Below are 18,675 nucleotides of genomic sequence, written 5' to 3'. Positions count from 1 at the left end.
TGTACCGTCCGGCACATGCCGAACGTCCAACTTCCCGCTTGGCTGGCCGTGATACTCGCGGTTCTAGCGCTTGGTGCACCTTCGATCGCAGCGTGGGTTCAGGGATCCCTTTTGGCTAAGCGCGAGGACACGCGGTGGGCACGGGACCAGAAGTCGCAGGACGATCGCTGGCATCGCGAACGTCAACGTGATCGCGAGTTGAAGTTCTTCGAGGAGCGCAAGCTTGCCTACGCTCACGTAATCACAGCCGCTTCTGGCCTCATGCTCTACTTGTCGGCTCTGCGGCACGACATCGCTTCGGGAGTGACCGTTGAGCCTGACAGGCAGAAGATCGATACTCTCGTGACGGCGGTCTATGACGCTGCTGCCGTTGTCGAGTTGGTCGCTGATCCACAGGTCGAGGCAGCCTCCAGAAAGGCGATTATCGACGTTACGGAGTACCTCGGCGTGCTGGAGGAGTGTGCTGAGCGAGGCGAGCTCACGGAGGAAGCGGAAGAACACTTCATCGAGAGCAGCACCACATTCCAGGAGCTGCGAAAGGCCGCGCAGCGCGATATTCAGTCGCTGTTGCCTCTCATCCCAGCACCACCATCCGTCCCGACTTCTTGACCTTCCCGCCACGCAGCTTCCAGCCGCCCACCGCCATCGCGGCCGTAGGGACAGCGTCGATGCGCTTGCCGGTCTTGCCGCGTTCGGGTTTGTCCGGCCGGATGAGATCGGGTTCGCCGGGTGGGTGGCGGACTTCCACGCTGTCGAAGCAGAACTCGGCGACGGGGTTGCCGTGGTGGGACCAGCCGCGTGACTTGGTCAGCGCCATCAGTTCCGTCATGCCGTGGGTCATGCCCTTGTAGGTCTGGGCAACCGGGTACATCGGAACGCCAGTGCGGCGTTCGAGACGCTGACGGACGGGCTCACCGGACCACTCGTCGTAAGAAATGTCCGCGACGCGCACCAGACCGGTGTCCGAGGTGATGTCGTCCTCGATCACGTCGTAGTCGATGATCTCGCCGTCGGTGGCCGTGATCCAGCCCCGGTCGACCCACTGGGAGATCTTGCCCTCAGTGTGCTTGTCCAGCGCCGTGACCGCCGTTTCCGGGAGCCAGAACCGCCACAGCGCCGAGGCGTGCCCGTCGATCCCGTTGGGCACGATCAGGCACCACGCGGTCAGGTCCATCTTGGACGCGAGGTCGAGGCCGCCCCACGCGGGGCGGCCGGCGTGCAGTTCGCGTAGCCGGGCTGGTGGCGTCGAGTCGGTGCCGCAGCACAGCAAGTAGAGGTGCATCGGCATCCACCGGGACGACTGGCTCACCCACTGGTTCAGCCTGAACTGGCGGAAGACGTTCTCTTTGGCCGGGTCATTGCGGGCTTCGAGAGCTTCTTCCCGCAGCGCCTCGAGTGAGAGGAAGTCGCCCAGCGCGGGGTTTGCCAGGTGCCAGTTCGCTTCGTCCCACGGGTCCGCATCCTCGGCCAGGTTGCGGAGGTACACGAACCGGTGAGGTGCGCGGGCCGGGTCGTCGGCGATCTTCACACACTCGTCGTGCTCGGCCTTGGCGAACGACGTCGGGTCGTTGCCCGCTGTGGTCGCGGCGATCAGCAGCGGCTCAAGGCGGGTACCCATGCCGGTGCGCATTGCGTGCCAGAAGTCGCCGTTGGGCTGGGTCAGCACCTCGTCGAAGATCACGCCTGACGGGTTGGAGCCGAGGTTGCCCAGTGCGTCGGAGGGTACGACCACGTAGACCGAGTTCGTCTTCTCGTCCACGATGCGCGCCGAGTGCTCGACCACTCGCAGCCGGCGAGACAGCACAGGGGAGAGCCGGACCATGCGGGCCGCGACGTTGAACACCAATTTGGCTTGCTCGGTGTCGCGGGCGCAGCCGTAGATCTCCGCGGACTCCACGCCGTCGCCGCACAGCATGTACAGCGCGACGAATGCCAGGAGTTCGGACTTGCCGTTCTTGCGGGCGATCTCGATCCACGCGATACGGAACCGCCGCACGTAGCAGGCGGCTTCAGGGTCCCAGCGGACCTCGCCGAACAACGGCCGGACGATGTCGTCCCGTTGCCACGGCGCGAGGATGAACGGCTTGCGTGCCCATCGGTCCTTGGTGTGGACGCAGATTTCCTCGGCGAAGGCCTGCGCGTGGTCGGCGCGCGGAGTACAGAAGTGGGTGCCGCGTTTGCGGCAGCGGCGGCCGTCGAACTCGCGGCCGCACACAGGAAGCCGCGGGGACGAGTTCGGCGAGCTGCTGGGAGTTTTACGAGAGGAGCCGGTCCGCGCCGCCCTTGTTGCCATCGCGGCCCACCTCGACCTTGATGGACTGCCGATCAGACGGCGTTAGCCCGAACCGGGCGGCGACCTGCAAGAAGGTGCGCTCGGCCTCGGCCTGCACCTGCAACGCCGGGTTCTTCATCAGCCCCGACCCACCCTGCACCAGCAGCGCCGAGCCGTTCACGAGCTGCGTCGCGGAGCGGTAGCGGGCCAGTGCTTCACACAGCACCAGGAACGCGTCCACGTCCCACGTAGTCAACACCCCACGGTCTTCGAGGCCGGGGGCGAGTCGTTGCCAGATGGCACGGGCGTCGTCGGAGGCCCAGTCAGGGCAACGGACGTCCTCCTCGGGCGGCTCGGGTTCGTCGGCATTGATCCGGTCCGCGCGGTCACCGTGCAGGATCCGCAGTTTGGTTGGTTTTGCAGCAGGTCCCCGCTTGCCTATCGTGACCTACCTCCGTTGGTCAGGGGGCCGACGTATCTGGAGCCTTAGTCTTCCTCCTGGCTCGCAATAACGAGCTTCTCGCCTTCGTGTAGCTGTCCGTGTGAATTCCGGCGCCACCAGTTTCCCGACGAATCAAGGTAGTGAATGTTGATGCCCTCCTCGATGGCGGTGGACACGATTTTTGCAACCTGGCGGCGCCACTCTCCGGATGCTATTTGGTTTCCGTCGGCATCGTTGAAATACTTCACTTCTCTGGTGAGGTACTGCAGGTGACTCGTGAGTTCGCGGGAGGTGTCATGGAGTGTCGATGGTTCAGAGGTGGGAGGCACAACAGGTACGGTCTTGACCTGGTTGAAATCACCAGTCAGGAGGGGTGAAGTAATCGTCAATCGATAGACAGGCTGGCTGCTGGTGTTCGCAAACCGAACCAATACGGAATCACCGTCCCGCACTAGCCAAACGGCCAACTGGGAGGCTTGTCGCCGTCGCTCGTCGTCGTCGCGTCGCTGTTCTGCCGCTTCGAGCTGCCTGAGTTGCTTATTCTGCTGTTCGTTTGTTGCATGCGCAGCTTTCACGGCCCGGCGGGCAAAGAACAATGCGAGGACCGCGCCGCTGCCTGCGAACCAATCAGGCACGCTGCCCCAGTTGATGTTGGCCATGCCCGAAAGATTACGGACTGACGGCTGGGGCCGTGACACACACGGCCCCAGCTGTGGCTACGTGCCGGAACTGCGGCCCCGTGAGGGGCTGGCGGCGCGGCGCGAGATTGCGCGGCGGGCGCCTGCGATCAGTCGGCCGATACGGCTTCGCATGGTGATCACTCCTCTCCGATGTCGGTGGTGGGCATGTCGACGCCGAGGACTACGGCGGCGGCTCGGCCGTCGAGGTACTTGTCTCCGATGTGCATCAGGCGCGCGGCCTTGAGGAATGCATCCTTTTCGTCGCGGGACTTGAAGCACAGGGCGAACCAGAACTCGGAGTCCGTGGCGAGACGGAACCGTTCGTCCTCGCGCTTGGTGCGTTCGCGGAACCCGATCGCCAGCGCGTCGAGCTCCGCGCCGGCGTCGGCGGCCAGGTCGCCGGTGTACTCGACGTCGGCCAGGGGATCGGGCAGCGGCTCGGCGTTGAGCTGCGCGAGCAGATCCGCGTTCGAGGACGGGCCGCCGAGCACGGCGGTGGACTTGAGTTGTGCCAGGAGATCGGCGTTGGGGTCAGGCGGCGAGGTTACGGCGGAACACCTCCAGGTCGGCGAGCGGGAACCACTGCAAGATCCGCTCGTAGTCGTCGGGCGCGTGCTGGCGGATCGGGTCGAGGAACCGGAAGTCCAGGCCGTCGAACGAGCGGCCGAACCACTCGTATTCGGGTGGTAGCGGGCAGTTGTGGCGCTTGAGCACGTCGCGGACGTCGGCGATGCGCCAGTCCCACACGATCGACACCTTGCGCAGCTGCTCGCGCTTCGGTCCGTGGGTGACCATCGCCATGCGCCGGTTCGGCGAGTCCGCGGCGCGCACACCGTCGGCGTTCCACACGCCGGCGAGCCCCAGGTCTTCCCGGAGCATGTCGGCCAGCTCTTCATACGTCGGTTCGGGGAGCTGCGCGGCCTCGATCACCGCGGCGCGCTCCGGGGGCTGGAAGAGCAGGCCGTTGAGCCAGCGGTACAGCGAGGGGTGCGGCAGGTTCAGAATGGGCGTCTGGAAGAAGTCCTCGTAGAACTTTCGGGAGTCCTCGACGAACCGCAGGTTCGGGATCAGGTACAGGTGGTAGGGCACGACGGTGATCCCGGCTTCACGCATCGCCAGCCACGCGGCCAGCGAGTCCTTGCCCCGGCTGAAGCCGAGCAGAACCGGGTTTCCGTCGGCGGCGAGCTCGGCGCGGATCTGCTCCGAGCTGGCGATGCCGTCGATCTCGATGGGCAGCGGGTCACCTCCAGGTGCGTGATGCAGGCTGCATCACGTGATGCGCGGTGCATCACGAACGGCGGTCGGCAGGGGTGCGGTCGCGAGCGGCGAGCCGGGAGACCGTGGACTGGTCGACGTTCGCGTGTGGCGCGATCCGGCGTTGCGGCACGCCGCGTTCGACGGCTTGGCGCACAAGGGATTCCCAGCGCGCGGTCCACGCGGCCACCTGGTCGGCTGCCTGCTCGATCTCGTCGAGCAATTCGTCCGGGTCGCGGCCGGTGTCGGTGCTCACCCACCAGCTCCGCGGACGTGGGTTGGGCCGTCGGCAAAACCTGGCAGGACACCAACGGCCCTCAGTGGCTTGTGCCCCGTTGCGCGGCGGAAGGGTCCTCCCCCTGGGTGGGGCGTGCGGCCGGAGCGGGCGGCGTCGGCGGCGTGGCTCACGGGTGGTTCCACCCTCCTCGGGTGCGTGGGTCCAGGGCTGTGGCCTTGGCATGGCATGGGGCACACAGGCCACGGCCACGGGCAGGCTGGTCAGGGTCCAGGCCAGCGGCCACCAGCTCCCTGCGGGTGAGCGGCCAGTGATCGGCCACGGTGGACGGAGCAGGGCACGGCCGGTTGGTGTGGGCGGCACAGTCCAGGCGGTCACAGCGGCACACCCGGTCACGGGCCAGCACAGCGGGACGGAACCGGGATCGGTGGCCAGCGGTGTAGCCACGCTGCGCGCTGGTCCCGTAGGCCCTGCGGCCACGGGAACGGCAGGGCGGGCAGTGGCCACCGGTGGCAGTGGTGTTCGGGCAGCCCGGACGGGTGCACGGGCGGGCGGCACGGGACGGCACGGCCTCACCCCGGACAGAGGACAGCCCCAGCACGGGGTGTGCTGGGGCTGTCGGGTGTTGAGTTGTCGGGCGGTGGCTACTTGGCGGGCTTGATTGCCTTACGGGCCAAGCGGAACGCGTCGTGTACGTAGTGCTTGGAGCTGAACAGCACATCCAGGGCACGGCCCTGGTAGTCCAGGTCCCCGTTCTCCAGCTTCTTGGCCGGGTCCGCGTGCTCGGCCAGGATCATGACGGCCTGGAGAGCGGCCCACCACGTCCCGTCAATGTCGGCGGTGACGTCCAGCTTGCCGTAGGTCAGGGCCTTCATGCCCGCGTAGAGGATGCCGTGCCGCTCGCGCTTGTCCTTGGGTGCGGCATCACCGGGGAACGGGAACAGGGTGTTCGTGAGCCCGGAGAACTCGGCATCGGTGATCTTGCGGCCCATCAGCTCATTGGCCACCTGGGCGAACCGCTCGCCGTAGATGTGCAGCAGGCTCAGGGCATCACTGGTCTCGGAGATCCGCGCGTCCTTGTCATCGGCGGCAACCAGGTCGTACACGTGCTTGCAGTCCTGCCCCAGGTCGAACGGGAACGTGGTCTGGCTTGCCAGCCGGACGGGGCTGATCATGACCTGGGACGGGCGGCCAGGAACCACGGAGTTGACCAGGACCAGGCGGAGTTCCACGGGGTCCTTGCCTCCCACCATGATCGGTTCGGGCAGGCGGATGCTGGCGAACGCTCCCCGTCCTTCCCAGAGCGGTCCGGCCGGTCCGGTCTTGGCCTTGGTCTCCTTCATGATCGAGGTGAGCATCTCCGCCCGGACCTCGATCGGGACCGGAACCCTTTCGGACTTGGTGTGTCCGAGCACGTCGAATCCGAACTCCGAGTCCGGGTTCTTCCGCATGAGCGCGAACGATCCGAACATCGGGACCGGAATGCAGGTGTCATCCTTGCTGACGCGGGGTTCCGCGTCCGGCTCGTCCAGGCTCGGGCATTCCTTCTTGTGCAGCTCCCCGACCGCCCTTTCGCAGTCAATGCACAATCCGGTCGGCGCGAGGGCCACCACGCCTTCCGGCTTCACGTCCCAGCCGGACAATCCAGCCTTGTTCAGCAGGTCGGAAATCGATCGGGACCCGTTGTTGCGGGTTGAGATCCGCGCCCACGAGTCCTTCCCCGGCTTGATCGGCTCCGGCACCACGGGGACAGGCTTGGCCCCTGCCTTCTCGGGAGCCTTGGCCTCCTTGGGCTTGTCCTTGGCCGGAGTGGTGGCCTTAGTGCTGTCAGCCTTGACGGCCGGAGCCTTGGCAGCGGCCTTGGGGGCAGCGGCCTTGGGGGCAGCGGCCTTGGGGGCAGCGGCCTTGGGGGCAGCGGCCTTGGGGGCAGCGGCCTTGGGGGCAGCGGCCTTGGTTGCCGGGGCCTTGGCAGGTGCAGGCTTGGCGGCAGGGGCCTTGGCGGGAGCCTTGGAAGCCGGGGCCTTGGCGGCAACCTGAGCAGCCTTGGCGGGTGCCGGAGTGTTCTGGGCAGGGGTAACCGGTTCGGTCATTGCTTGTGTCCTCTGAGAGTCGGACAGCACTCATTCACGGTGCTGTTCGGTGCTGGAGTTGGTGACACCAAAAACATTACTGGTGAACCACTGTCCTGCAAGCAATTCAGAGGAATTCTGAACAAAGAGACTACGAACGGGCTAACGTATTCTTTTTCGATCTTGCGCGAGTAATCACGTAATGAGAAAAGGCCTGCGAACCGGAGTTCGCAGGCCTTCCTGTCCTCGTGAAAATCGTGTCACCAAATCCCAGAGGAACGCGTGTCATCCTGCCGGACAACCCGTGTGCTGTCGAGCACTCTGGGCGGCCCTGGATCAGCCGTCGTTGCGCGCGCGGTTGTCCCGCATCCGCTTCAACGCCTGATGCACTGCCTTGCGCACCTTGAGGCTGCTTTCGATGCGCGCCAGCTCGAACTCCGTCAGCGTCCATGTCTGGCAGACGGCGTAGCCGACCATCGTCACGGAGAAACGGTTGTGTTCGCGGCAGTAGGCGGCCATGTCGCGGGTCAGCAGGTCCATCACGTCTTCGGCTGTGGTGGAGAGCTTCACCAGGACGGCGTTCCCGTCGAGCTGCGCGATGTGCCGCAGGAGGTTCACGGCCCTGCGGTCGCGCTCGATCTGTGCGCGCAGCATCTTCGCGCGCTCGTCCATCGTCCCGTGCACGCCCGCGCCGTATCCGGTCAGCTCGGCCGCGCGATCCGCCCACGTCTGCTGCGCCTCGACGCTGTGAAACAGCCCGCACGCACACCCCGGCCGGGACTCCCGGCTGATCCGCATGTAGACAACCCTGTCAGTCAACGACTTTCCCCTTGTACGTCAACGGAAATGTGATCGGTGAAAGCTCGGCGGCGGCCAGGACTGGTCGCCGCCGAGCGGGACTACTTCCAGGTCACGACACGCCAGAGCGCGTCCACCTCGGGCAGATGCCGGTGCGGGGTGATGCGCTCGACCCAGTTCAGGAGTTCGGCGCGGCCCGCGTCGGTGAGGTGATACGGCACCAGTACGGCGTCCGGCTCGCCCACAGGCGGGGCCATCAGCCCGCGTCTGATCGCCCGGTTCCGCGCGGCCGGTGTCGTGGCGTCGTCCAGCAGCCACGGCCAGGTCCAGCCGGAGGCCAGCATCCACAGCACGCGACGCACCGGGAGATCGTCGGCCAGGCGTTTGAACGCCTCCGAGTCACGGGTGAGCGGACCAGGACTGACGGGCAGCGCATCGCGCACCAACGCATGGCGCGCGAAGCCGCCCCGCATCGACGCGATGCCGTCGGTGTGCGGCTTCGGGGCCGTGGTGGCGTCCGGGATCTCGGTCACGGGGTCGTCACCGCCTCGTACAGCGCCGCGCACACCGGGTCCACGCCGCTGTAGTCGGCCACGATCCGGAACCAGCGGGCCAGCGCCACACGGCCGGAATCGGTGAGCTGGTAAGGGAAACCGGCCGTGATCGGCGCGGCCACCCATCCCCGGCTCATCGCCTGCATGACACTGTCCATCGTGGACAAGCGCGTCAGCTCGGCCGGGCGACCATCACCCCTGGCGATCAGGTACGCCACCCGGTAGACGGCCTGTTCTTTCTCCAGTGCGGCTACGGCGGCGCCGCGTTCGGTGGCGGTCGGCTTCCTCACCATCCCGTCACGTCCCGCCACAACTGCTGAAAGCGCGAGTCACGCCTGTGCGGGGTGACGGCGTTCTTCCACTGCCACCACGCCGCCAGGCCCTCGGAGGTGAGCTGGAGTCGGCCATCGCCGACCACCCAGCCGTACTCACGGCACTGGTAGACGGCCATCGGGTCGGTGCGCTCCCGCACCATGTCGGTCCCCAAATCCAGGTACAGCAGGCACAGCACGTTCATCACGTGCGTGTCCAGGCTGAGGGTTTGGTGCAGAGCGGTCAGTTGCGTGTCGGTCAGGTTGACCGCGTAGAGGTAGCGTTGGCCCGCCTCGGCGGCAGACAACGCGTCCAGCGGTGGAGTACTCTCGCCCATGTCAGGCGTCCTCTCGGAGATTGCTTTCGGTTGCTCCGGGCGGACACCCGACCGCCGCCCTGGGGCTGTCTCACCAGCCGCCAGGGCTTTTCCATGCGGTCGTGTGCCCGGCTTGTGTGAATCAAGGGGTCCGGGATGCCGGTACAGCACCCCGGACACCAGGGCGGCTAGCGGCCTGAGACAGGGCCAGGGCTCTTACAGGACGGGCAGGTCACGGTGGTGGCCTGCATTACCACCCCGGATTGCTCCATTGCCTGTGAGGCAGCCGGACCCAGAATCATCACCTGGCACAGGTGAAAACGCCGGTCGTAGGGGTTCAACTGGTTGTCCCAATTGAACTCTTCCAGTGCGAAGGCGTAGTTCTCCGCCTCGATCACGACTTCGATTTCAGACGGCTCTGCGATAAACACGTCGGCCACTACCAGAGTCAGGTGATTGCCTGGGGCAAACCGGATGCTGTGCCGGTTGCTGCTCATGCTGTCCAGGTGTTCCAAGATCTTGAAGCACAACATGCCCACATGGGCCACTGAGGCAGTAGAGAAGCACTGGGCACCAAACCTCCGGAAGTCAGGGCCACTACCTCTTACTTGGACGGCGGTACTCGGGTAAAGCATGGACATAACCCATGGTCCTTTCGGTTCTCTGCTGAATCGGTGTCTCACCACCGGCACAACTGATTACCCCCTCATGATCCCCCTTTTGGGACCATAGGGCAAGGAAATGGAATGCGAGCGGAAAACTATTTCGCGCGCTTTTTCGTGCACATTATCTACCTGCGAAAATGTGTCGTCGTGCTGAAAAGAAATTCTCGGTCTGCCCACGTGCCGGAAAGCTGATCTTGTCGGCACGGCGTGGTCGGCGAGGGCTGTCCGTGGCCTGCGTCGGCGGGCAGCTCGGTGACCAACGAGCCTGGGCGCGGCGGCCGGCATGGGTTCGCGGGACGAGGCGCAGGGGTGCGGGCGGCGGCGTCGCGCTCGACGGGACTGGGGAATGGTCGCGTCGTGCGGCGGTGCGCCACCGCCCGCAGTGACGAAGACGGCGGCGGGGGACGGGCGCCAGCGTCTTCGTGGACTGGAAAGCCTGAGGTGGTCCCGAAACGCCACGATGCCCGCCGCACCGGGGGGAGGCGCGACGGGCATCGGGTAAGGGGTCTGGGCATACGTGTCCCAGTGCCGACCATTATGCGCACTGAAACGAGTGAAGGTCAACTACGCCGGACCCTCGCCGTGCGTGATCCCGGTCACTGCCAGGGTTTCGTGGGTGAGTTGCTGATCGAGCATCGTGTTGAGCTGCGCCCACACGTCCAGGCCCCAACGCTGCCCGCAGGCGGCGCACACGGCTTCTACGTGCTCGGCGTCGATGCGCAGGGCCGGGCGGCGCACGAAGTCGCCTTCGTCGTCGGACCAGACCTGTACGACGTCGACGCGGCAGACCGGGCAGGCCCGGCCGCGCAGCGGAAGCCGCGGTTCGGGGTCGAGGATCTGCCGGGCCTGCGCGACCCAGCGCGTGGACTCCTGCGCGGCCCACACCACGTAGTCCGGTGCGGCGTGCTGCCAGTGCCCGGCGTGCTCACCCCATGCCTGCACCTGCTCGGTCAGCGTCGTCCACCTCTCGTGGCCGTGGGTGCGGCAGCACTGCTTGACCTCGGCCCGGATCGAGGCGAGCAGCGACAGCGCGCCCAGGCTCGCCGGGGGACGGGAACCCTGTGATGGCCTGCCGGAGACCGCCGAGCCGGGCAAGACGGCTTCCTCGACCTGGCGCAGCAGGGTCAGCACCTCGGCGGTCTCGGTGGTGCCGTTCGCGCGGCGCACGACGTGCAGGCCGGGCCGGACGAGCTGGTCCACGGCGACTTCCCAGGACAGGCGCGCGGTCGCGGCCTCGTCGCGGCTGGGGACAACCGTGTGGACAGCGTCCGTGTCAGTGTGGACAACCTCGTCGGCGATGAAGTGGCGTGCGGCGGTCATGCGGAAGCTCCCTGCGTGGCGGTGCCGGACGCGGCAGCGCCGGACGAAGTCGAGTGGGTGTGCTGGCGCTCGGTCGCGGCCTTGAGCCGGGACGGGTGCATCCGGGTCTCCCGGTCGCGGACCTCGCGCTGGCGCAGGCGGTTGCGGGTCAACGGGCTGCACGGGACACCGGCCAGCGCCCTGCAGAACGGGCACGGCACCGAACGGGCGAGCGTGTGCTTCTCGTGCCCGCTCCAGCCCATCGCCGCGTAGACCTTGCCGACGCCCCGCGCGCCTGCCTGCTGGTCGGCGGCCCGGTCGCGTGGCAGCGGCGGGCGCGCCGAGCCCGGTGCGGTCGTCCCGGCCGGCCGGGACCGTGCGAGCGTGATCAGCCGGGCGACCTCGGCGGCCGTGGCGCGCTGGACCCGGCCCGGTGCCATCGAGCTCAACGCCGCGTGGCACTCGCCGACGCTGCGCCCGCGCAGCTCTCGCAGCCAGTCGGTGATCACGTCCTCGGGCGCGGTGTCGTCGGCGGTGATCCGGTAGTGCGCCAACAGCGCCCGCATGGCGCTGCGGTTGAGCTGCTGGGTTCCGTGCTCGCTCACGCCGCAGCCCCCGTCAACGCGTTCTCCGCGCCGTCGTGTGCGGGCTCATCGGCCAGGTTCTCGCCTGCTGACGTGTCGAGCCCTACGGCCTGGTGCAGCGCGCGCTCCAGGATCGCGTCCAGTGTCGCGGCATCGGCGTGGCCGGGAAGCTCCCCGCGCACGGCCAGCCCGATCGGGCTCGTGTCGTCATCGGCGATGGCATCGGCCCGGATCGCCTCCCAGTTCGCCGCCGCCACCTGCTCACGCCGACGCGCCTCAGGCGATGCGGCGGTGCAGCGAGCGCGCATCGCCTCGCCGACCAGCTCGGCCAGCATCGACGTCGAAAGCTGCTTTCCTGCCCACAACCGCAACCCCGACGCGATGGCCGCGGGCTCGACGTCGTCCCGCAACAGCCCGATCACCTCGCCGCGCAAGCGGTCGAGAACCTGCCGGGGCTGGCGGGGGCAGTGGGTGGACACCAGCCTCTCGGCTTCACGGCGGCGCAACTGCCGTACCGAAGACGCCTCGAGTTCGCCATCCACGCCGGCGACGGCGGAGACCTCGGCGGAAACCCTGGCGAGCGGAGCGGCCTCGCGTGTACGGGCGGGCATGTCCGCGCTCGTGTGCGTGGGCGCAGGCGCGGGAACACCCACTTGAGTTTTAACCAGCGTAAGAGGAACTACTCCAAGCTCCATCTCCCTACTCCCTTCTCCCCTGCCTCGCGGCGAAGGGTTCGCGGAAGGGTTCGGCGAGGGGTTGCCGGAAGGGTTCGGGGAAGGGTTCACCGCAGGTGCGGGCACAGGCTCGAACGGCTCGGCGTGCGCGTCGTCATGGCCGTGGACGGCGGGCGCGGGCGGTGCGGGGGTTGGTGCGGTGCGGGTCGAGCCGCGAACGGACATGGCGGCCTTCACCGACGCGGGAAGCTCGCGGGCGCCCGCCTCCAGCTCGATCGCCGCGACCGCCGGGGCCGGGCCGGTGATCTCGACCGGCAGGCGGCGCAGCTCGGACGCCAGCGCACGGCGCAGCAGCGGCGAGGAGATCTCGAACGCCGAGCGCAGCGCCGCCCGCAGGACGTTGGGCTGCTTGTAGAGCTGGTCACTGCGGATGAACGAGCGGATCAGCAGCTCATCGGTGTCCTGGTCGACCACCACGAACCGGGCGGCGTCCAGTTCGGCCAGCGCCGCCCGGATGGTGTCGGTGTCCTGATCCGGGTGCGCCTTGCTCCAGCGCTTCACCGACACGGTCAGTTCCCCGGAGTACTCCAGCTTGCGTTGCATGCACAGCTGGACATAGACGAGCTTGGCGAGCGCGGACAAGGCGATGAAGTCATCGTCGTCCCACATGGACAGGTAAAAGCGAGCGTGGTCACGAGCCACGGAAACGGTCCCCCAAAACAAGGTCATGGTGTGCGGTCAGCACGAGATGGCCGCGCGACGGTGCGCGGCAACGAAGGACAGAGCGTCAGGCGGCGGGCTGCCCGGCGGCGGTGCGCGGATGCAGCAGAGCGGGCGCGGCGAGGTTGAGCGCGTAGACGCGCATCAGCTTCCCGCCGTTTCTGCCCTTGGTGTCATCGGAGCGCACGTAACGGCCGGTCGGCACCAGCACATCCAGCGACACCATCCGCCGCACGGTCACGCCGACCATTTGAGGCGCGACCCAGGACGGAATCCCAGCGCGCCAACGGTTCGCGGTGGTCTCACGGAAGGGGTCGCGCAGCGCGTCGTCCACGATCACGGCCGTCACCGCACACGCTCGGGCGGTTACGCGGCTCGGCCGCCAACAGGGCGGCGATCTGCTCGACGGTGGTGCCGTAGTCCAGCGGCAGGCCGATCAAGTGCTCGGCAACCTCGGCAGCGAGATCACCCAGCACGGTCGGGGCGTTCCCAGGGCGAGCCCGGCCGGTCTCCCGTGACCGGCCGGACTTCCTCCGGGTGCTCACGCCGCGTCCAGCAACCAGAACTTCCGGACGGGTGCGATCTCCTCGCACTCACGCGCGACCTCAGGATGCCGTGCTCTGAGCAGCTTCGGCGAGATCGTCACGCGCAACTCGTTGGACCAGCGGACGACGGGAACACCGTTGACGGTGCCGAACTCCCGATCGCCAAGGCGGTCCTTGACGGTGCCGCGCAAGGTGTTGCGCAGGCTGGTGAGCTTGCTGATCTGCTCCTCGACGATGCGGAGCAGGGTGATGTCGTGCACCTGGTTGTCCAGGGCGATCGTTTCTACGGTGGACACGGTGATGCTGTTCTCGGTCATCGCGATGACCGCCCTCCCTGGGCGGTCGGCAAGCGGGCTGTGGTGGTCAGCGGCCCTCGCGGCCGGACACCCGCAGGTATCCGGCCCTCGATAGCTCCGCCATCCACGCCGACAGCATCGCTTCCACATCAGCCGACACGCGTCCTCGACCGCGTCGCTTCCTCATGAGGCCCCCCAAGATCTCGTGACGGAAGTAGTTGACCTTGCACATTCCACGTTGCCCGAACTCCACCAGCCCGTCAAGCGAAAACGCGACATCCGCTCAGATTGTCGGGCCGCATGCGACATGCGAAGGTGGGTCAGGCGGGTGATCTGGCCGTCAGTACGGCACGATCTCCTCTACGATTCGGTCCCGAACAACGGTCGAGCTGTTCATCACGAGACCAACGGCGGGTCGCAGTCGTCCACTGGATGGTCAAAAATTGGCCTATGGGTGCGCCGGTTGGTAGGAATGGCGCACTTCGCAACTGGGTGCCGCCGACTGCCTCAGGGGACGCACGGCGCAGGACGGCGCGAGGGGAACACCATGACGACAGACGCACCGGGCAAAGACAGCTCCGGCGATCGTGAGACCCACATCGGCAGACTCGTGAAGAAGTACGCGGGCGGACGATCGGTCAGATCGATCGAGCGGGACAACAACCTGCCGCACGACAGCCTCTCGCGCTACGTCCGTGGCAAGTGGGATCACCGCAACCTCAGTCTGGACGCGATGGAGCGCCTGGCCGCCGCGCTCGGGGCGAGCATCGACGAGGTCAGCGAGGCCTTCGCACTCGACTCCGAGTTCCCCCTTCAAGGCCGCCCGCTCAAGATCGAAGAAGCCAACCTCCTGGACTTCTACGACAAGCTCACCCCCGACGGCCGCGTCGCCCTGCTGGCGATGGCCCAGGCACTGCACAACACCTTCCCCGCTCCGGCCCCGCCCTCACCTGAGACCGCCTCCTGAGCTTGCTCGGGCGGACGCGTCGGCGTCCGTTGTACGGTGTCGAGCATCGGATATATGAACGATCAGCCAACGACGGCTGATCTAGCGCGTCTACTCGTCGGGGAGGACAAGACGACGCGCTGACGGAAGCGGTCCGATGACAACCTCGTCGGCCGCGAGATGGGGGATGTTCTTTGTGGAGCCGGTCGTCACGTTCGAGCCAGGCCAGAGACCGCACTGGAAGATCAGCACCGACCGGTACGGCAACCGTGTCCTGCGCATCCGGCAGGGCGCACCCCTTACCGCGTTCCTCTACAACCTGATCGGCGAACTGGCCGCACAACGAGGCCTCGTCAGCGAGCTGCCGCAACTGCTTGATCCGCAGAAATCCAACGTTCCGATGCCGCGACGCGCAACCGACGCGTGGTTCCGGCGCTTCCAGGAGCTGTGCGCCGAGGACAGCTAGCGTTCGGCTGACGCTGACTACGGCTGGACGTGACCGGCTGATCTTCGCGAGGATGGCGGTATGCGCGTACTGGTGCTGGGCGGCAGTTGGTTTCTTGGTCGTGCCCTCGTTGAGGCGGCGCTGGCTGCGCATCTGGACGTGACTACGTTCCGCCGTGGCCAGTCAGGCGAAGGCGCATCCGGCGTGAAGCTGATTCGTGGCGACCGAACCAACGCGGCGGACATGGCGCAGTTGGCCGGCGAAGGCCCGTGGGACCTTGTGCTGGACACGACTGGTTACGTTCCTCGTGAGGCGCTCGCGGTGGCTCGGGCTTTGGAGCCCGCAGCGGCCCGCTATGTCTTCATCAGTACGGTGTCCGTCTACGAGGGCTGGCCTACTGAGCCACTGACCGACGACTCTCAGGTGCTCGATTGTCCTTCGGACGCAGGCCCGGATTACGGGTACGACGGTGATCCGGGCCCGTCCACCTACGGGTTCGGCAAGGCCGGTTGTGAGCGCGCGATCTTGGAGACCTTCGGGGCGGAGCGGACTACGATTCTCCGCCCAGGCGTGATCCTCGGCCCACGCGAGTACGTCGGTCGGTTGCCCTGGTGGTTGCGGCGTTTCGAGCGTGGCGGGCAAGTTCTGTGCCCAGGCGATCCTGGCCGGTCAATTCAGCCGATTGACGTTCGCGACGTCGCGCAATTCGCTTTCGCTGCTCCGGCTGGCGTCTTCAACGTGACTGCCCCAGGCACGGATACCTTCGGCTCGTTTCTGGGCGCGTGTGCCGAAGTCACCAAGTCGTCGGCCGAGCCCGTGTGGGTCGACGAGGACTATCTGATCGATCAAGGCCTCAAGCAGTGGACTGAGCTCCCCTTGTGGCGTACTTACGCCGGTGCCTGGGATGTCGACGCCTCACGCGCTCGGGCCAATGGGCTCATCACAAGGCCGCTGCGAGACACGGTCATGGACACGTGGAACTGGATGCACGAAGGCGAACTGGTTGAACACGAGCGCGCGGGCGAATTGGGGATCACCCCGGAGCGAGAAGCCGCTGTTCTAAGGGCATGGATCGACCGCCGGAGCAACCGATAGGTCGGCTCACGGACCGATGGCACGGCGCGCGGTGGTGCGCGGCAAGCTTCGCTCCGCGAAATCCTCGATGGCTTCGCCGATCCTTCCGGCTTCAACCGCGCCGCGGAATCGTCCAGTGCCCAGTACGCCGCCGAGACGGCTCAATCGCCGAACCAACGCTTCGGTGCGGAGGTCGGGTCCGAGGTCGAACACGGCCGACAATGCGTCTTCGGCTCCCGCTAGGTCGCCACGAAGAACTCGCGCAGTTCCGAGATCGATCCGTGCGCCCTGTTCTCCAGCACCCCACCTGACCTCGTCAGGCATGTGACCGAACAGCTCAAGAGCTGTTGTCGCCTCTGCTTCGGCGCGGTTGCCGTCGCCGAGTGCCACGTAGACCGCCCCGGCACACAGAGCACGGCGAGCGCGGTCAAACCCAAGCTCGCCGCCGACATCGTCAAGAAGAGGATCACTGCCCGCGCGATCAAGTTCGTCCGATGCGGCATCGAGTGCGCTCGCTGCTTCGTCACGCGCGCCAATCAACGAAAGCGCCCGTGCCTGAACCGAGAGCAGGCGGGCACGGGCGGTTCCGCCCGGCGCCGTGGTCAACGCAGCCTCCGCGATTCGGACCGCCCGGCGTGGCTGATCAGACCAGAAGGCGCATGTCACCTGATGTGCTCGCGCCCACGCTTGCAACGACAGTTGGTCGATTACTGACCCATAAGTGTGTGCAGCGCGGGCATGCTCTTCGGCGACATCCGGATGACCGAGGTCCCAAGAGACGGACGAGAGAAGGCCGCACACCTGGCCGGCGATCAGGTAGAGCTCTGCCTTTTGGCGTGGCTTTTCGATGCGGTCCAGCTGGGTGTAGACCACGTTCCGCAGCCGCATCAGGTCGGTGAACATCTCGAACGGTGGCGTGACGTAGTAGGCGTGTGCCGCTCGGCGCGCATCCGCGTGAAGCTGTTCAAGAGCGGACGGGTCCAACGCAGACGCAGCGTGGATAGCGTGCTCCATGGAATCCCGGCCAGCCTTCACAATCTGTTCCTCCTCGCTCAGCTCGACGATCAGCACCGCACTCGCGGTGCCGTGGTCAGGTGGCCCGAGCAGTCGGCCGACCGGTTCCTTCCACCAGTGCTGAAGCACGCGGCGGGCGACCGGCAGTGGACTCGATGAGCCACCCCGCAACCAGCGTCTTGCCTGCGGCTCGCTGACCGTCGCTGTCTCGCCGATCTCGACGGCGGCGGCTGCATAGCCCGCCATGAAGTCGGCCACGGTCAGGCTGGCACCTCGTACAAGCTGCTCAAGCCGCGTGCGCGGTTCAGGCTGCGCCATGTTCTGACCTCCGTCGTCGCTTCAACAGTAAGCGGCGATTGGCAGTTCTTCTGCCCTCCTCGGCGTCATGACCAGCAGATGACCACCAGGTGATCGGTTCATGATCTGCCGATGATCGGCCCAAACGACCATCTTTGTGTCCTGTCAGCGACTTGTGGCGCGCATCACCAACGGCTGCGACAAGACCTCTGACTTCCACCGGAAACAGACGACGGGGAAGTTCACATGACCACGCAGACCGACGCCAGGCGCGTTGCCGTCCACCCTCCTGCGGGCACGCGGTCGGTGCTGCGTTCTGAGGCCGTGAGGTGCACCCCGACTGCGGCATCACCGGCCTCCTCGGGGGGTGAGGTGCGTCGCAGCGGCGCGGTGGCACCTCACCCCCCGAATCTCGTAACCCACGACTATGCAGATGGGGTCAGCTGGCCCACCATCAAAGGCGCCGAGGGCACCTTCCTCGTGTGCGGGCAGCGTGTGGATGTCATCTCGATGCCGAGCGGCCTCGCAGGTGAGGTCAACAATTCCCTGAAACAGCTTTGGCTGGACGCCGCCGTACTGGAGATCACGGGGACGACCGGCCGCCGTTGGGCCTTCTTCTGTCAGGCACAGCCGCCGAGCATCACAAGCCTGGGAACCTTGGAGCTGCTTGGCGTGACGCACCACGGCGGGGCCGCCCTGTACCAGCTGCCGCCAGATCCGATCTGCAGCTCCAACTGCCTCCGCTGGATCTGTCCCCCCGTCCCTGGCACGACGATGCTTCCGTTGGTAGCGACTGTCATCGCGTGCGCTCAGACTGCGTTGCGGCGATGAGTCTCCTTGCGGCCACGAGCGCAAGCCACGGGCTCGAAGGCCTTTTCATGCGCATGCACGAGATGGGCCTGAGACCCTTGCCGTTGCCCAACTCGACGGGAAGTGACGACGGGCTTCTCTGGCACAGGGCGTTCCCTCACCACATCGACACCGTGGCTGCATGGGCCGAGAACTACGCCGTCGCGCTGCGAGTACCGAGGCAGCGGAACTGGTCAGACCCATTCACGCCGTCGCCAGTCATCTTTCGCTGTGTCGGAACCCTGGACCAAGCCGTCACGGGACTTGCAACCTTGTCCCCGTACTGCGGCTATCCAGGCGCGAAGCACAGGCAGGAATAGCCGCGCGCACGCGAA

General features: G+C 66.7%; 23 protein-coding genes. 4 read left to right on the top strand and 19 right to left on the bottom strand.

Features of this window, described 5'->3' with window-relative positions:
• Window positions 1-15 precede the first annotated feature (15 nt).
• Complete coding sequence (locus BLR21_RS20060; protein WP_143027785.1) at window positions 16-609, top strand: hypothetical protein; 594 nt, start codon at window positions 16-18, stop codon at window positions 607-609.
• Here BLR21_RS20060 and BLR21_RS20055 read toward each other — a convergent pair.
• The 18 genes from BLR21_RS20055 to BLR21_RS19970 form a co-directional block, all read right to left on the bottom strand.
• Window positions 575-2,293: a terminase large subunit gene (locus tag BLR21_RS20055; RefSeq protein WP_256334804.1), complete on the bottom strand. Its 1,719-nt coding sequence runs from the start codon at window positions 2,291-2,293 to the stop codon at window positions 575-577. The two genes, BLR21_RS20060 and BLR21_RS20055, sit on opposite strands and share 35 nt — an antisense overlap.
• Window positions 2,256-2,570, bottom strand: coding sequence for a phage terminase small subunit P27 family (locus BLR21_RS20050; RefSeq protein ID WP_256334822.1), 315 nt, complete (start codon window positions 2,568-2,570; stop codon window positions 2,256-2,258). Before BLR21_RS20050 ends, BLR21_RS20055 begins: the two co-directional genes overlap by 38 nt.
• Before the next feature lie 188 nt (window positions 2,571-2,758).
• Complete coding sequence (locus BLR21_RS41705) at window positions 2,759-3,373, bottom strand: hypothetical protein (protein ID WP_143027784.1); 615 nt, start codon at window positions 3,371-3,373, stop codon at window positions 2,759-2,761.
• Window positions 3,374-3,531: 158 nt separating this feature from the next.
• Window positions 3,532-3,885 carry a hypothetical protein gene (locus BLR21_RS20045; protein ID WP_256334803.1) on the bottom strand — a complete coding sequence of 118 codons (354 nt, stop codon included), beginning with the start codon at window positions 3,883-3,885 and terminating at the stop codon, window positions 3,532-3,534.
• Window positions 3,886-3,925: 40 nt separating this feature from the next.
• Window positions 3,926-4,507: a hypothetical protein gene (locus BLR21_RS20040; RefSeq protein ID WP_218130912.1), complete on the bottom strand. Its 582-nt coding sequence runs from the start codon at window positions 4,505-4,507 to the stop codon at window positions 3,926-3,928.
• Window positions 4,508-4,682: 175 nt separating this feature from the next.
• Window positions 4,683-4,904, bottom strand: a complete 222-nt coding sequence (locus tag BLR21_RS20035; RefSeq protein WP_090007342.1) for a hypothetical protein — start codon at window positions 4,902-4,904, stop codon at window positions 4,683-4,685.
• 623 nt (window positions 4,905-5,527) lie between these two features.
• Entirely contained in the window at window positions 5,528-6,973 is a 1,446-nt protein-coding gene (locus BLR21_RS20025) for a DUF932 domain-containing protein (RefSeq protein WP_143027783.1), read from the bottom strand.
• A 315-nt stretch (window positions 6,974-7,288) separates the two neighbouring features.
• A complete protein-coding gene (locus tag BLR21_RS20015) occupies window positions 7,289-7,771 on the bottom strand; it encodes a hypothetical protein (RefSeq protein ID WP_143027782.1) in 483 nt (160 codons plus the stop codon).
• Window positions 7,772-7,851: 80 nt separating this feature from the next.
• Complete coding sequence (locus tag BLR21_RS20010; protein WP_090007338.1) at window positions 7,852-8,283, bottom strand: hypothetical protein; 432 nt, start codon at window positions 8,281-8,283, stop codon at window positions 7,852-7,854.
• Window positions 8,280-8,594 (bottom strand): hypothetical protein, encoded by a 315-nt coding sequence (locus BLR21_RS20005; RefSeq protein ID WP_143027781.1) that lies wholly within the window; start codon window positions 8,592-8,594, stop codon window positions 8,280-8,282. The genes BLR21_RS20010 and BLR21_RS20005 overlap by 4 nt, the downstream gene beginning before the upstream one ends.
• Window positions 8,591-8,953, bottom strand: coding sequence for a hypothetical protein (locus tag BLR21_RS20000; RefSeq protein WP_090007336.1), 363 nt, complete (start codon window positions 8,951-8,953; stop codon window positions 8,591-8,593). Before BLR21_RS20000 ends, BLR21_RS20005 begins: the two co-directional genes overlap by 4 nt.
• Window positions 8,954-9,120: 167 nt before the next feature.
• Entirely contained in the window at window positions 9,121-9,480 is a 360-nt protein-coding gene (locus BLR21_RS19995; protein ID WP_090007335.1) for a hypothetical protein, read from the bottom strand.
• A gap of 681 nt (window positions 9,481-10,161) precedes the next feature.
• The gene (locus tag BLR21_RS19990) at window positions 10,162-10,917 is read right to left on the bottom strand and encodes a DUF7341 domain-containing protein (RefSeq protein WP_090007334.1); all 756 of its coding nucleotides are present in this window, start codon (window positions 10,915-10,917) and stop codon (window positions 10,162-10,164) included.
• Entirely contained in the window at window positions 10,914-11,501 is a 588-nt protein-coding gene (locus tag BLR21_RS19985; RefSeq protein ID WP_090007333.1) for a zinc finger domain-containing protein, read from the bottom strand. Before BLR21_RS19985 ends, BLR21_RS19990 begins: the two co-directional genes overlap by 4 nt.
• On the bottom strand, window positions 11,498-12,823 hold the full coding sequence (locus BLR21_RS19980; protein WP_090007332.1) for a hypothetical protein: 1,326 nt from the start codon (window positions 12,821-12,823) through the stop codon (window positions 11,498-11,500). Before BLR21_RS19980 ends, BLR21_RS19985 begins: the two co-directional genes overlap by 4 nt.
• A gap of 118 nt (window positions 12,824-12,941) precedes the next feature.
• Window positions 12,942-13,214, bottom strand: coding sequence for a hypothetical protein (locus BLR21_RS19975; protein ID WP_143027780.1), 273 nt, complete (start codon window positions 13,212-13,214; stop codon window positions 12,942-12,944).
• Entirely contained in the window at window positions 13,177-13,419 is a 243-nt protein-coding gene (locus BLR21_RS41700; protein ID WP_143027779.1) for a hypothetical protein, read from the bottom strand. The genes BLR21_RS19975 and BLR21_RS41700 overlap by 38 nt, the downstream gene beginning before the upstream one ends.
• The gene (locus tag BLR21_RS19970) at window positions 13,416-13,736 is read right to left on the bottom strand and encodes a hypothetical protein (RefSeq protein WP_090007330.1); all 321 of its coding nucleotides are present in this window, start codon (window positions 13,734-13,736) and stop codon (window positions 13,416-13,418) included. The genes BLR21_RS41700 and BLR21_RS19970 overlap by 4 nt, the downstream gene beginning before the upstream one ends.
• 526 nt (window positions 13,737-14,262) lie before the next feature.
• Here BLR21_RS19970 and BLR21_RS19965 point away from each other — a divergent pair.
• The 3 genes from BLR21_RS19965 (at window position 14,263) to BLR21_RS19955 (ending at window position 16,201) form a co-directional block, all read left to right on the top strand.
• Window positions 14,263-14,682, top strand: a complete 420-nt coding sequence (locus tag BLR21_RS19965; RefSeq protein WP_090007329.1) for a helix-turn-helix domain-containing protein — start codon at window positions 14,263-14,265, stop codon at window positions 14,680-14,682.
• Between the two features lie 136 nt (window positions 14,683-14,818).
• Window positions 14,819-15,127 carry a hypothetical protein gene (locus BLR21_RS19960; RefSeq protein WP_143027778.1) on the top strand — a complete coding sequence of 103 codons (309 nt, stop codon included), beginning with the start codon at window positions 14,819-14,821 and terminating at the stop codon, window positions 15,125-15,127.
• 60 nt (window positions 15,128-15,187) lie between these two features.
• The gene (locus BLR21_RS19955; protein ID WP_090007327.1) at window positions 15,188-16,201 is read left to right on the top strand and encodes an NAD-dependent epimerase/dehydratase family protein; all 1,014 of its coding nucleotides are present in this window, start codon (window positions 15,188-15,190) and stop codon (window positions 16,199-16,201) included.
• Between the two features lie 6 nt (window positions 16,202-16,207).
• Here BLR21_RS19955 and BLR21_RS41695 read toward each other — a convergent pair whose 3' ends face one another.
• On the bottom strand, window positions 16,208-17,512 hold the full coding sequence (locus BLR21_RS41695; protein WP_143027777.1) for an NsdA family TPR-like regulatory protein: 1,305 nt from the start codon (window positions 17,510-17,512) through the stop codon (window positions 16,208-16,210).
• Window positions 17,513-18,675 lie beyond the last annotated feature (1,163 nt).

Source organism: Lentzea albidocapillata subsp. violacea (assembly GCF_900100275.1).
GTDB classification, from domain to species: domain Bacteria; phylum Actinomycetota; class Actinomycetes; order Mycobacteriales; family Pseudonocardiaceae; genus Lentzea; species Lentzea violacea.
The sequence above is the reverse complement of the archived record's forward strand: the minus strand, read 5'-3'. Positions and strand labels throughout refer to the sequence as shown.